The organism is Acinetobacter sp. Tr-809, assembly GCF_011753255.1.
In the GTDB taxonomy this organism is placed as follows: domain Bacteria; phylum Pseudomonadota; class Gammaproteobacteria; order Pseudomonadales; family Moraxellaceae; genus Acinetobacter.
Map to the genome: position 1 here is coordinate 115,811 of NZ_VWVZ01000008.1, position 13,018 is coordinate 128,828.

The following is a 13,018-nucleotide window of genomic DNA, read 5'->3' on the forward strand; positions in this document are numbered from 1 at the left end:
ATTAGAGACTAAAGCCATCATCTACAATAATATTTTGGCCTGTTACATATCTGGACTGTTCAGAAAGCAAGAATAAAACTGAGCCTATGATTTCTGTAACATCCAACATACCAGCTCCGTGGGTATGGCTTTTATATGCTTCCAAAAATGGTTCAGGTTGATGATCAAAGATACCACCTGGACTTACACAATTAATGCGGAACCGACTATCGTTGACATAAGCAACTGTGTATTTGTTTAAATGAAGTGTTGCTGATTTAATTGCAGCATACTCAACAGGCATCGTCATTTTCGTGTTGTTATAGATATCAAATTTTGGAGCAACTACTCCATAAATAGATGAAATATTCACAAGCGAAAAAGGAGTCTGGCATTGTGTAAAATATTTTGCACATTGCTGAGTGAACAAAAACATACTACCTAAATGTAGTGATAAGTTCTCATTAAAGCTTTCAAGAGTTACATCAAAAAAATGCGAACCATAAGTCTTATTCCGTGGGTATGTTGTATTAACAGCCCCATCAATTTTAAGATCTGTTGAAAAAAATAACTTTACGCTTGTTTCATTTGTTATATCTAAGGAAACCAACGATAACTTTTCATTTGTAGGATTAACTCCTACACTACTTAATCGAGTTTCCATAGCTTCAACGTTTATATCAGCTGCAATAACTTTTGCACCTTGTTCTAATATAGCCGCCACTAAACGCGTGCCTAATAACCCACCAGCACCAGCTACTAAAAAGGTTTTATTCTGTAATAAATTTTGCATCAATTATTCACCTTTAATAATAGCTTCAGCTAAACGAAAATCGTAAATATCATCAATATCTACAGCTCTTGCTTTTGGCACTTCAACACTCGCAACTTTTCCTGCAAATAAACCATAGTTATTCAACACAAACTGAGGCGTTGTCGCATAGACTACTGTTGTAATATCAAAAACTTTTGGAGCATCTTGACGGCGTGACACCTCACCCTCAGGTTGATTTACAAGCTCAACAAAACCAGCTTCATTGTATTTCACCATATTAAAATATGGGCTACGACTTGCAGATGTAACCGCAATACAAATATCAGCATTCTCGGATTGTCTTTTCACAATTGCAGCTTCTACATCTTCTTGACTACGTAGTGGACTCGTTGCAGGCAAACTAACAAACCCATCAAATGAGCCATAGTTCTCAGTTGCCCATTCAACCGCATGACGCCAAGACAACCATTCTGGGCTTTGATCAGTTGCTAGTTCAGCAGGTCGCTCTATAAGAATTGCTCCACCTTCTACAGCGACTTCAGCAATAGCCTGATCATCTGTTGAAACAAAAACTTGTTCAATCAAATCCGATGCTAAAGCTATATCAATTGAATATTGTAATAACGGTTTACCTGCCAGTGGTTTAATATTTTTCCCTGGTAAACCCTTAGAGCCGCCTCTAGCAAAAATAAATGCAAAATTTCTCATATAAGCAGCCTCATCCTTTCGTCACAAATTCTTTCATCTCTACAATTAGACCTACTGTTCTTTCAGCTTCTTGTAGACTAATAGATTGGTTTGGCTGTCCGTTTATTTTTCTAATAAAATCGGTAACCATTTCTAAATACATTTGATTTTTATCCCACTCAGGGGCGCTATAAATTTCTTGTTGCTCTTTAGCCTTAATAAGCACAACTTCATTTCGAATTAAATCCCACTCAATACATCCTTCACTACCAATAAAGCGACATTTACGATGTGCTTTACGCTGCAAGAAATCTAAGTGGATATTAACAACAACGCCTTTCGCTGTTGTCATTAAAAGATCGGCATTATCTTCGACGTCTAGTCCTAGCTCTTCTGAAGCACGCAAAATGACGTGTTTAGGAGTAAGTGAGCCTAAAATCCATTGAGCATAATCTAACTCATGACTCAACTCTAATAGGACTCCCCCACCTAATTCAGCTTTAGCAGAAACTGTTTCGCGATAATCCTTAGTAGGTCGCCAATCTGGTAAGTATTGTCCAATTTCAATAAATGCATTATATAAATTTCCAATGACACCCTCTTGTATCATTTGTCGTACTTGCTGCGCTGAAGGTAAATAGCGCAAACAATAACCTACTGCGACAGGTGTCTTATACTGGGCTTCTGCATCAATTAAAGCTTGAGCATCTGTCTGCGTAACTGAAACTGGTTTTTCTATTAATACAGGGATACCAGCTTTAATAAGCGGTATTGCATGTTGGGCATGAAAAGGAGCTGGCGAAGCAATTATTGCAAACTGAACTTGCAACTGAATAATTTCCCCAATAGTTTCTGCTATATGATCACTATCACTTACTGGCTCTTTAGGAATACGACCACTAGCAGACATCACAATTAACTTTGCTTCAGGAAAAAGCATTTTAAGGTTACGACGATGTCGGGTAGCAATATTACCTAAACCAATAACAGCAATATTTTTCATATTATTCTAGACCTAGCATATGAATATCTTTTTGCGCACGGTTATAGTCTTCCATATGACCAATATCGAGCCAGTATTCATGTAAAGGATAGCTTAAGACTTTATTCTTCTTTTCCATTTGCTGTTCTAAGATAGTCGGCATGCCAATAAACTGAGCATCTACTTGTGTCAATAATTCAGGCGATATAACATAAATACCTGTATTAATATCAAAGAAATAGCTTGGCTTTTCAGTCATACTTTGTATTTCATTATCTTCTGAATTAACTACGCCATAAGGAATTTGATATTGAAACTCTCGTACACACATTGTTGCAATTGCATCGCGCTTTTCATGAAAATCTAATAACTTTTCAAAATTCATATTTGTTAATACATCACCATTAATCACAATGAATGGTAATTTAATATCTGACGCTGGCAATAGACTCAATGCACCACCAGTTCCAAGTGGATCTGTTTCATGTACATATTGAATCTGTACATCCAGCTTCTCACCATTACCAAAATGTTCATTAATTACTTCTGGTAAATAGTGGGTAGAAATATAAAATTTGTAAAAGCCTTGATTTTTAAAGCTTGAGATAATGGTTTCTAGTAAGGGCTTACCGCCAACAGGTAACATCGGTTTCGGGCATGTATCTGTGAGTGGGCGCAAACGCGTACCAAAACCACCAGCCATAATAAAAACTGGATTCTCTTTACGTTTTTTGCGAATCAAATCATCAAGCGTAATAATATTAACGAGTTGATGATTTTTAATTACTGGTAATGCTAGATAACTTTTTTCACGCATGATCTCAAAAATCTGACGATTGTTTAAGCTACCTTCCTCAATACTATAAGGATTCGTATGCATGATTGTTTCAACAGCCGAATGCACATCTTGGCCTTTTAAGAGACCCCTACGAATATCGCCATCTGTAATACTTCCGATCAATTGATTATGATCATCAACTACCAAAACAATTCTTAAAGCATATAAATCCAGAAGTTCTAATGCTTTCAGAATTGAATCATTTTTATGCAAAATTATATTATTAACATCTCTAGTCACGACTTAATTCCTTAGCAGGTGATCCAATATAGACCTTATTCGGTTCCGTATGTTTCACAACCACAGTACCCGCACCTATAACAGAGTTTTCACCTAAATATTTCAATTGCTCTGGGCTTTTGCCCGGCAAAATAGCAGCATTTGTTCCAATGTAAGTGCCTTGCTTCAAATGAATACAACCAGACACATTAACACCTGGCATGACAGAAACATAGTTTTCTAGAATACAGTCGTGCCCAATTGTGCTGTTAAAACTTACTATAATAAAATCACCAAAACGACATGAATTTGTAATCCGCGCTCCAGCCGCAATTACCACACCTTTACTATGTTCTAGCAATTCTCGAATGCCATACCCAAGTGATGATTGAGAATGAATCAAATTGGGATAAGGTAAATCGGGATAAGCTTCATATATTCTTTTACGAATCTTTGGATCAGCAACACCTATTGCATATACCGTATCCCTTAATGCCGGTATTCCTGATTCAGGCAAAATGGGGAAACCAAGTAAGGTGTCGCCATCTTTGGCACTTCTTTCTAAAAAAAATATATCGCGGTAGCCTTGATCTATTGCTAAATCTACTAGCTCTTTTGCAAAGCCACCTGAACCAAAAATTGCCAGTTTTTTCATTTAAATTTCAATAAAGTCGTTCTTTTTAAAGCTACGTTTTGCTTTTGTACCAACAACATCCCAATACTTATTTGGTTCTAAACAAACGCGACCTGCTCGTTTTGTTGTGACATTGTCAGAGGTTAAAAGCTCCCCTTCCGCAATATCTGTTTTAGCTACAATACTACGACGTACTAGGTAATAGTTATCGCTTTCTTGCTCTAGCATAAATTTAATACCGTCGCCTAAAGCTGCATGTGTTTTATGCAAAATTTCGACATAATGCTTAAATTCATCTGGTTCCATTGATGCTGCATGGTCTGGGCCAGCCATCGTTTTATCTAATGTAATATGCTTCTCGAAAATACGAGCACCAAGACTTACACCGATAACCGCGGCATATTCATCAAGCGTATGGTCAGAAAATCCTGTTGCCAAATCAAATACATTTTTTAAAGTTGAAATGGCTTTAAGATTACTTTCTTCAAATAATGCTGGATATTGAGTCACGCAGTGTAAAATAGAAACCTGTTGCTTCAACTGTTTACGTACTGAAATTTTAGAATAAGCTTCTCTAAATAACTGCTGAGATGGTCGAACATCTGTCCCCTTATCGATAACAAATGCAAATACTGATAAGGCCTGTTCAATATCACCTAAGCTAGCTGTTCCTGTAGATAAAATGACATGCTTTTTTGAACAAGCAATTTCATAAAGAAACGGTAAATTCGAAATATCTGCAGATGATACTTTTAAGTAAGGAACATCAATTTCATTGACTAAAAACTGCAAACTATCTGAATCAAAAGGTGTCGAAATAAACGTAATTTTGTGTTCATCACAGAATTTTTTTATTTCTTCTGTTTGCTCATAAGTCAACTCTAAACTTTTCACAAGCTCTAACTGACTCTGACTAGAGCCTGTATTTTCCTTTTGGTATGCCGCCATTTCAGTCTGGTCAGACAAAAGACTATCCGCTTTAAAGGTCTGAAATTTAACTGCATTTGCACCACAATCTTTGGCTTTTAAAACAAGCTCTTTTGCCAATTCGACAGAGCCATTATGATTTACACCAATTTCGGCAATAACATAAACTTCGTCTTGATTAAAGATCATAAAATGGCGCCTTCTTTTTAAAATCAATCGTTTTAATGAGTTCAATTATTTTCTGAGAAGTATTTCCCTGCCCTAAAGGTGGAACAACTTGACTCAATTGGTCATCTGGAAAATCTATCGCTTTTTGCAATGCGTCTAAAATTTCATTTTCATCTAATCCAACATCAAGGATAGATTCACAACGCAAGCGTCCTTTCTGACGATCACCAATATTGACTGTTGGAACCTGTAAAGCTGGAGCTTCTGATAATCCGCTTGATGAGTTACCTACCATTGCTAAAGCATTTTTCAAAACACTTAAATAGTTCTGAATACCAAAGCTTTTCACAAGTAAGACACGATCAGGTAACTGTGCTTTTAAATCCAGCATTGCCTTCACAATATTGGTATTGCCATTATCCGCATTTGGATAACTAAAGATAAAATTGACATCTTTAATCTGCTTAAGTGCATCAAATAAAGGTGCGACATTTTCTTCTAGCAAATTGGTTTCAGGATGGTACGTGATTAGGAAATATGGCTTTGAAAAATCAAAATCATATAACTCACTCAGTTCTGCAATGTTTTTAAATACTGTACGTTGGATATGATCTAAACCAAGCGCACCAACATTGAACACCTTTTCTGGCTGCTCGCCCAACTGAATAATTCGTTTTTTGTATTCTTCCGCTGCTGCAAAATGAATATTGGACATTTTAGTAATGGCGTGACGAATTGACTCATCGTATGCACCTTCAGTAATTTCACCTCCATGCAAATGTGCAACAGGCACATGCATGATTAAAGCAGCTTGCGTTACAGCCAAAGCTTCAAAACGATCACCTAAAACAACTAACAAATCGGGTTGCATACGTTTCAGTGCATCTGCAAATCCAAGCAGACCAACGCCCATCGATTTCACGACTGCAGACGAGGTATCAGCAGACAAGAGCATTTCTATTGATTCAGTAATCTCAAAACCATCTTGTACAATCGTTTTCCACGTTTCACCATGTTCAGGAGAATAATGCATAGCCGTTGCCAGAATTTGTAATTCCAGTTCAGGGTCTTGCTGAATATCTCGCATCAACCAGTACAGCAAACCATATTCAGCTCGAGTTCCTGTAAAAACAGCTATTTTTTTCATCTAAATTACTCCAGAGGAACCGAACTTGGAATATTTACAACGCGCTCTTCCAACCATAAAGAGTTTGTTAGATCACCTTGTAACGCATTTTGATACATTGGCAATCTAGTCATCAGTGTCCAGATTGGACGAGTCATGATTTGGTTTGAATTAGTTTCAGCCAATATTAAATCTCGTTGGTTTTTATCCTGACAAAGAATGGCATTTAACCAATAGTTAGATTGACAATCTTCAGGCTCCACAACAAATGAAACATCACTATCTTTAAAGAAGTTTTGATATTGCTGGGCTAAATCACGCTTTTTAGCAAGGAAGCCTTCTAGACCTTCCATCTGCGCGCAACCCAAAGCAGCGTTGAGATTTGGTAAGCGGTAGTTAAATCCATTCTCATCATGATAGAACTCGTACGGATGAGGCAGCTTGGCGGTTGTCGTAATATGCTTCGCTCTTATACCAAGCTCTTCGTCTTGACATAACACCATGCCACCACCACCCGTGGTAATGACTTTATTACCATTAAAACTAAGCGCCGATACTAACCCAAATGTACCTGTATGCTTACCTTTATAGTAAGACCCTAAGCTTTCAGCAGCATCTTCAACTAAGGCAATATTCCATTTTGTTACGACCTGCTGGAGTTCATTCAGTTCTACCGGATGGCCAAAGGTATGCATAGGAACAATTGCAGAAATACGCTTATTCGTAGTTTTATGCTTGCAGATACCTTGATCATCAATAAAAGCATTGTCTTGTAAATAAGTATCCAATGCCTTCGGACATAAGCCTAGGGTTTTTAATGAAACATCAATAAATAATGGTTCAGCACCAATATAAGATAAAGCATTACATGTTGCGACAAAAGTCAAAGCCTGTGTAATAACAATATCTTCACGCTTTACGCCAGCCAACAATAGAGCGATATGTAGTGCCGCTGTTCCATTAACAGTCGCAATGGCTTTAACACAACCTGTAAACTGTTGAACCTTAGCTTCAAAATCATTTACATAAGCACCAACACTAGAGACAAAAGTGCTATCAATTGTATCTAGTACATATTTCTTTTCATTACCAAGAAAACGAGGTTCATGTAATGGGATAAAATTATTTGTACGATAAACATCTCGTACAAATTGATTAAATTTAGAAGTATCCATTACATCTTCCCATCTAAATATAAACCTGTTTCTTTATGTCCAAAATTAGGCATCATATAGTTAAACAGATCGACGATTTCTTCTTTATTCCACTGTTTATTTAAAAGCATTATATTAATTTTTTCTTCAAATACATGCAGCTTATCTTCTTCAATATTGAGTGCATTTTTGATTACACCTAAATTGTTAAAGCGTTGCATATCCAACACTTCATTGTCTGTAAAAAACTCCTCAAAGTCTTTTTCACCCGTTGTATTACTTCCTGCAAATAGACAAGGCCATTTACCCTGTTTTGGCAAGGTTTCAATCAAGCTTCTGGCCTGATCTTCTGACTCACACAAGTACGGCTCATATCCAAGATTATTCAGATATTTAACCGCAATGTCTGCAAAAGTAATCAAGTGTAAATGTTCACTCAACTTAGGGAAGAAAATATCTCTATTTTCACCTAGTAAGCATGACATTAAACATAACTCACCAGATTCTTTAGGCGTGACGAAATAACGACGGATATCATTTGGCGCAGCGATTGGCTGATTTTTCTGAATACGCTGGTTAAAACCATGTAATAAAGAACCATCGGAAAATGCAACATTGGCAAAACGGGCAGTTGAAATATCAATCTGCTGACTTTGGCGCATAAGGAACATTTCCATGATACGTTTTGAGCCACCCATCATATTGACAGGGTTTGCAGCCTTATCTGTTGAAACGCAAAAATATTTTTTCACGCCTTTTTCAATCGATTGTTGAATGGTTTTTTCAGTATTTAAAATATTGACATGGATCATACGCATGAGAGTGAATGGATCCTTCTCACTACGTACATGCTTCAAAGCAGAAAGGTTTAAAACGTAATCAAAGTCACCATCATTCTGGATATAAGCATCATATTCTATAGAACCAATATCCAATGCAAATGTCTGGAAATCACCATCAATATAACCCAAGGAACTTCGAATATCCCGAACAACCTCAGTTAGATTATTTTCTGATATATCAACCACATGTAACTTCAAAGGATTGCGCTTAAAAATTTCTTTGACAACAGCCTGTCCAATTGAACCAGCACCACCTAGAACTAGAAACTTCGAGGTTGAAACAATTTCAATTAACTTATCGTTCCAATGTTGAATATCTTCAACAAAAAGCTCTTGTTTTCTACCGATTAATTCTAATTGATGGTTATCTATAGACATTTTCAACCCTATTCAAAAAAACGTATTCCATACACAAATATCGGTTGTATTTTGGCCAAAAATTATAAAAATCGAAACTTTACTCTTAAAGCAGTTGCCTTCTTTTCATCAACCATCAAATAAGTTTTAAAGTTAGTTTTAAAAAATCTGGCTAAATCACAGACTTTAATTGGCCCCACTATACCAGAATTTTTTTAAGCGCCGTATTGAAATTGTATGACTACATTTACAATTCAGGAAACGTATTGAAAGAAAAATTTAGATCATCGAAATTGAATTAAACCAAGATGCTTTCATCATCTTAAAAAAAGATTACAACACAGCTTTTATATACTTTGCATACAAACGGAAATGATTCTTCAATGCTTTTTTAAAATTTTTCAGCTAGAATTAGCCCAATTCTAAGTCCAAAGATATGTTGTTGTGTGACAACAGATATAACTATTCAAGGGTCGAGTGTGAAGCATTATCAACTTTTTTCCGTTCTTGCGATTAGTATTAGTGCTACAAGCTGTGCTGTTACTTCTGGCTTACAAACCTATGATATTCCAAGTGAAGGCGTTTACACCACAGACCAGGGAACTGATGTCAATGTTATAAAAATCACTCAAGATAATTTACCCGCTATTCAACCTGCTCAAATAGATTATCGAAATAATTATTCAACGCTTTTTAAACAACAACAACAAGCCTATCGCCTGAGCTCTGGAGATGTGCTCTCTATTCAACTATGGGCGTATCCTGAAATCACGCCACCAGTCAACAACTTAACCAATGATCAATCAATTCAAGCCAACGGTTATCCAATTGATTATAATGGTTTTGTACAGGTTCCTTTGGTTGGTCGTTATAAAGCCTCAGGCAAGACACTGGTACAACTCAATAATGACTTACGCAACCAATTTGCTCAATATCTTAAAAATCCAGATGTAATTGTACGAGTGCTCTCTTATCAAGGACAACGATACTCGGTTCAGGGTAGCGTGATCAAAGGTGGTCAATTTTTCCTGAATGATCGACCAGTTAGCATCTACACTGCTTTAGGTATGGCAGGAGGAGTTACAGATAAAGGTGATAATACATTTATACAACTGATTCGTAATGGTATTACGTATGATCTCAATACCATAGCACTAGAAAAATCTGGTTATTCTCTAAATAAGCTCTTGGTTCAACCGGATGATACGATTTACGTGAGTACCAAGGAAAACCAAAAAATCTACGTAATGGGCGAATCCGGTAAAAATCAGGCCTTACCTATGCGCGACCAAGGAATGACCCTAAGTGATGCATTAGGTGAAAGTTTAGGGCTTAACCCCTTATCCGCAAGTGCTAGCCGTATTTATGTTTTACGAACGAATCCCAATGATCGTCATACCGAACTCTATCATCTAAATTTAATGAGCTTGGGAGATTTTGGACTTGCCAATCAATTTCGACTGCGTAGTAATGATATCGTCTATGTCGATGCCACTGGCCTAACTCGCTGGCAACGTGTTATTAATCAGATTATTCCTTTCTCAAGCGCATTATATAACTTTGATCGTCTAGGACAATAATTGTAATGGATATTAAAACCATCTTAGTTATTTGTGTCGGCAATATTTGCCGTAGCCCAATGGCAGAGTATTTACTGAAACAACAACACCCAGAGCTGCAGATTGAATCTGCAGGTATTTCAGGGCTAACTGGACATGCAGCGGATGATAAAGCACAGCGGTGTATGCAACGTTTAAATATTGATATGAGTGCACATGTTGCCAAAAAACTCAATGCTGAACTCCTTAAACAGGCGGACCTGATTTTAGTGATGAGCAATAATCAGCAAAAGCATATTGAGCAAACATGGCCATTTGCGAAAGGGAAGGTTTTCCGTCTAGGACATTGGCAAAACAAAAACGTACCTGATCCCTACCAACATGATCAGACCTTTTTTGATAATACCTGTCAGCTGATTCAACAGTGTGTTACTGACTGGAAAAATTATATTTAACTTTTTAGATTAAGATTATGAGCCAAAATACCAATACTGAAGACACAATTGACCTGAAAGAGCTGTTCTTTGCTTTGATTGCACAATGGAAGCTCATCGCACTGTGTATTATTCTGAGCTTGGTGCTTGCTTTACTCTACCTACGTACAACACCTGACACGTACTCAGTCGATGCCTTAGTTCAAGTCGAAGATAGTAAAGGAGCATCTGCTGCTTTACTAGGTGATCTTTCTCAAATGATTGAGCAAAAATCACCAGCCCAATCTGAAATCGAGATTTTAAAGTCACGCTTAGTTTTAGGGTCCGTTATTCAGGCGCTTCATTTAGATCTTAATATTTCTAGTCCAGAAAATACTTTTTCTCATCGTTTATTTAACAAAGCTGATTATACGACTGAATATAACCCGAAAGCAGTTACTTTTCACGATGAGAAAAAATCTTTTGATATCAATCAATTTGATGTCCCAAATTATTATGTAGATAAAAAGCTCAGTCTTAGTTTTAAAGATCATAATTTTAGCTTAACCGATCCGAAAACTGATGAAGTACTTTTAACCGCACCACTAAATAAGCTAAATCAACTAAGTACTCGATTCGGTGTTTGGAAAATTGCAATCTTTAGTAAAGATACCTTTGACACCCACTATTTTATTACAAAAAGTTCTTTACCTGCTGCTGTACAAAAAATTAATGCCAATTATTCAGTAGCTGAAAGAGGTAAACTCACAGGAATTTTGGGATTAAGCTACCAAGGCCAAGACAAAGAGCATATTTCTAAAGTTTTAAATGCAATTTTAGCAGCATATAGTGCACAAAATGTAGAACGTCGTTCTGCCGAAACGGCACAAACCTTAAAATTCCTAGATGAACAGTTGCCTGATCTGAAAAAGCAACTGGATGATGCAGAGCGCGAATTCAATAAATTCCGTCAAAAATATAACACTGTTGATGTCACTAAAGAATCAGAGCTGTATTTAACCCAAAGTATTACCCTAGAAACCAAAAAGATTGAATTGCAACAACAACAGGCTGATTTAGCTGCCAAATATACGACTCAGCATCCAGCAATGCGTGAGATCAATGCTCAAATTGCAGCAATTGATAAACAAATTACCGATTTAAATAGTACCTTAAAACAGTTGCCTGACATTCAAAGACAATATCTACAACTTTATCGTGAAGTTGAAGTCAAAGCCCAACTGTATACAGCTTTATTGAACTCCTATCAACAGCTGCGTATTGCCAAAGCAGGTGAAATTGGCAATGTCCGTATTGTTGATACTGCTGTGGAACCTGTAGAGCCGATTAAACCCCAAAAATTGCAAATCCTAATTCTTTCAATTTTCTTAGGTGGCTTTTTAGGAACTCTGATTGCATTGTTACGTAATATGCTTCGTACAGGCGTGAAAGATTCGGCTCAAATCGAAACCGAGTTTGATCTACCAGTTTACGCGACTGTGCCACGCTCTCCAGTGCAAGAAACCCGTATCAGTATCTTGAAGAAGAAGAAATCTATTCCTATTCTTGCTGTTAAACATAATGATGATATTGCTGTAGAAAGCTTGCGCAGTATTCGTACCGCAATTCACTTTGCGTTGGCGAATGCCAAGAACAATATCATTATGATTGCTGGTCCTTCGCCTGAAGTCGGTAAATCATTTATCTCGACCAACTTAGCCACAATTTTTGCCCAAAGTAATAAGAAAGTATTACTGATTGATGCCGATATGCGTCGTGGTTATATGCATAAATACTTTAATATAGAGGTCAAACCTGGTTTGTCTGAATATTTAAGTCATCAAGCAGACTTGACGCAAGTGATACACCAAACAGATATTTCTGGTTTAAGTGTGATTACTCGTGGTAAAAACCCAACCAATCCCTCTGAAATGCTTGGTTCCGAACAGTTCAAATCGTTATTGGAACAACTGAGTCAACAATACGATCACATCATTATTGATACGCCACCAATTTTGGCAGTCACTGATGGTATTATTATTTCTCAATACGCGGGTGTAAATTTAATCATTGCTCGTTATGCTAAATCACAAATGAAAGAGCTTGAACTGAGTTTGAATCGTTTTGAGCAAGCCAATGTAAAAGTTAATGGATTTATCTTGAACGATATTCAGCGTACAAGCGCAGGATACGGATATGGATATAATTATTCATATGCCTATAAAGCCCATAAAGATGATTAAACACGCTTCATTTTGATGAATAAAAAGCCAGATTATTAGATCTGGCTTTTTATTGTTAAAAACATAAATCTTATAAAAAACACACGCATTTTTGCTGTTAATTATTCAATGTATT

General features: G+C 36.7%; 12 protein-coding genes. 3 read left to right on the forward strand and 9 right to left on the reverse strand.

Annotated features, from left to right (window positions below; genetic code table 11):
• Position 1: 1 nt before the first annotated feature.
• The 9 genes from F3J02_RS16605 to F3J02_RS16645 are packed head-to-tail and all read right to left on the reverse strand — an operon-like array spanning position 2 to position 8,709.
• Positions 2-772, reverse strand: coding sequence for an oxidoreductase (locus F3J02_RS16605; RefSeq protein WP_167251043.1), 771 nt, complete (start codon positions 770-772; stop codon positions 2-4).
• Positions 773-775: 3 nt separating this feature from the next.
• A complete protein-coding gene (locus tag F3J02_RS16610) occupies positions 776-1,462 on the reverse strand; it encodes a cytidylyltransferase domain-containing protein (RefSeq protein WP_167251045.1) in 687 nt (228 codons plus the stop codon).
• 10 nt (positions 1,463-1,472) lie between these two features.
• On the reverse strand, positions 1,473-2,444 hold the full coding sequence (locus F3J02_RS16615) for a Gfo/Idh/MocA family protein (RefSeq protein ID WP_167251047.1): 972 nt from the start codon (positions 2,442-2,444) through the stop codon (positions 1,473-1,475).
• A gap of 1 nt (position 2,445) precedes the next feature.
• Entirely contained in the window at positions 2,446-3,501 is a 1,056-nt protein-coding gene (locus tag F3J02_RS16620; protein WP_167251049.1) for a nucleotidyltransferase family protein, read from the reverse strand.
• Positions 3,494-4,135, reverse strand: a complete 642-nt coding sequence (locus tag F3J02_RS16625; RefSeq protein ID WP_167251051.1) for a sugar O-acyltransferase — start codon at positions 4,133-4,135, stop codon at positions 3,494-3,496. The genes F3J02_RS16620 and F3J02_RS16625 overlap by 8 nt, the downstream gene beginning before the upstream one ends.
• Positions 4,136-5,230, reverse strand: a complete 1,095-nt coding sequence (locus F3J02_RS16630) for an N-acetylneuraminate synthase family protein (protein WP_167251053.1) — start codon at positions 5,228-5,230, stop codon at positions 4,136-4,138.
• A complete protein-coding gene (gene neuC, locus F3J02_RS16635; RefSeq protein WP_167251055.1) occupies positions 5,220-6,356 on the reverse strand; it encodes a UDP-N-acetylglucosamine 2-epimerase in 1,137 nt (378 codons plus the stop codon). The genes F3J02_RS16630 and neuC overlap by 11 nt, the downstream gene beginning before the upstream one ends.
• Before the next feature lie 5 nt (positions 6,357-6,361).
• Complete coding sequence (locus F3J02_RS16640) at positions 6,362-7,510, reverse strand: LegC family aminotransferase (protein WP_167251057.1); 1,149 nt, start codon at positions 7,508-7,510, stop codon at positions 6,362-6,364.
• Positions 7,510-8,709 (reverse strand): UDP-N-acetylglucosamine 4,6-dehydratase, encoded by a 1,200-nt coding sequence (locus F3J02_RS16645; protein WP_167251059.1) that lies wholly within the window; start codon positions 8,707-8,709, stop codon positions 7,510-7,512. Before F3J02_RS16645 ends, F3J02_RS16640 begins: the two co-directional genes overlap by 1 nt.
• Positions 8,710-9,167: 458 nt before the next feature.
• Between F3J02_RS16645 and F3J02_RS16650 the strand changes: the two genes are divergently transcribed.
• From F3J02_RS16650 to F3J02_RS16660, 3 genes are read left to right on the forward strand one after another with little or no spacing between them, the layout of a single operon-like run.
• Positions 9,168-10,268 (forward strand): polysaccharide biosynthesis/export family protein, encoded by a 1,101-nt coding sequence (locus F3J02_RS16650; protein ID WP_167251126.1) that lies wholly within the window; start codon positions 9,168-9,170, stop codon positions 10,266-10,268.
• A gap of 5 nt (positions 10,269-10,273) precedes the next feature.
• Complete coding sequence (locus F3J02_RS16655; RefSeq protein ID WP_167251061.1) at positions 10,274-10,702, forward strand: low molecular weight protein-tyrosine-phosphatase; 429 nt, start codon at positions 10,274-10,276, stop codon at positions 10,700-10,702.
• Positions 10,703-10,719: 17 nt separating this feature from the next.
• Positions 10,720-12,903: a polysaccharide biosynthesis tyrosine autokinase gene (locus F3J02_RS16660; protein WP_167251063.1), complete on the forward strand. Its 2,184-nt coding sequence runs from the start codon at positions 10,720-10,722 to the stop codon at positions 12,901-12,903.
• The last annotated feature ends 115 nt before the right edge of the window (positions 12,904-13,018 follow it).

Bases quoted from the DNA above. Each gene is read 5' to 3' on its own strand.
- F3J02_RS16605 (WP_167251043.1), bottom strand. From the start codon at position 772: ATGCAAAATTTATTACAGAATAAAACCTTTTTAGTAGCTGGTGCTGGT.
- F3J02_RS16610 (WP_167251045.1), bottom strand. From the start codon at position 1,462: ATGAGAAATTTTGCATTTATTTTTGCTAGAGGCGGCTCTAAGGGTTTA.
- F3J02_RS16615 (WP_167251047.1), bottom strand. From the start codon at position 2,444: ATGAAAAATATTGCTGTTATTGGTTTAGGTAATATTGCTACCCGACAT.
- F3J02_RS16625 (WP_167251051.1), bottom strand. From the start codon at position 4,135: ATGAAAAAACTGGCAATTTTTGGTTCAGGTGGCTTTGCAAAAGAGCTA.
- F3J02_RS16630 (WP_167251053.1), bottom strand. From the start codon at position 5,230: ATGATCTTTAATCAAGACGAAGTTTATGTTATTGCCGAAATTGGTGTA.
- neuC (WP_167251055.1), bottom strand. From the start codon at position 6,356: ATGAAAAAAATAGCTGTTTTTACAGGAACTCGAGCTGAATATGGTTTG.
- F3J02_RS16640 (WP_167251057.1), bottom strand. From the start codon at position 7,510: ATGGATACTTCTAAATTTAATCAATTTGTACGAGATGTTTATCGTACA.
- F3J02_RS16645 (WP_167251059.1), bottom strand. From the start codon at position 8,709: ATGTCTATAGATAACCATCAATTAGAATTAATCGGTAGAAAACAAGAG.
- F3J02_RS16655 (WP_167251061.1), top strand. From the start codon at position 10,274: ATGGATATTAAAACCATCTTAGTTATTTGTGTCGGCAATATTTGCCGT.
- F3J02_RS16660 (WP_167251063.1), top strand. From the start codon at position 10,720: ATGAGCCAAAATACCAATACTGAAGACACAATTGACCTGAAAGAGCTG.